1 protein-coding gene is annotated in these 641 nt (G+C 47.9%); it reads left to right on the forward strand.

The window, feature by feature from the left end:
• A partial coding sequence (locus HK26_RS13525; protein WP_219337096.1) for a hypothetical protein occupies positions 1-641 on the forward strand: 641 nt, incomplete at both ends.

The raw sequence follows: 641 nt of genomic DNA on the forward strand, positions 1-641 counted from the left end.
TATGAAACCAACCCCACCATTCAATATCATGACCTTGGGGAGAATTATGAAATCCTGCTCAAGTTCTGCGATGACAACAACATTCCCCGTCCCTCCAATATCCTCAGTTCTGGCAGAGGGATTTATCTGCATTATACGTTTGAATGTCCTGTTCCAGCACGATGCAAGGGACGCTTTCAGGCTACCCACAGAGAACTGTTAAGAAAATTCATTCCATGGGGTGCAGACCAGGCAACCTATGATTTTTCACGTGTCTTTCGCCTTCCTGGGAGTGTGAACTCCCATCATCCAAGGCGACACAGATGCCAATTCCTTGATTACAGAGGGAAGTTTTATGACTTCTCGACCCTGTGTGACATGGTTCTTCCAAAGAAATACGAGGATTACAAAAAACAGAAGATAGCCAGACAGGAGAGGCGTGAAAAAGCCAGGGTTGAATATCTGGCTCGCAGGAAAACCAATGCGCTTGTTCCTGACGAACGTGGAGCCCAGGGTTTCAAGGGCTGGGCCTCATGGGCCAAGAAAGGACTGTATGACCTGAAAACGCTTGGCTTTCTGCGCTACAGGGGACCAGTTCGCAAAGGGGAATGTGATATTTTCTGCCATGAAGCAGGTATCCTGCTGGCTCAGATATCCAATCC

Origin of the sequence: Acetobacter okinawensis (assembly GCF_002153655.1) — a bacterium.
In the GTDB taxonomy this organism is placed as follows: domain Bacteria; phylum Pseudomonadota; class Alphaproteobacteria; order Acetobacterales; family Acetobacteraceae; genus Acetobacter; species Acetobacter okinawensis_A.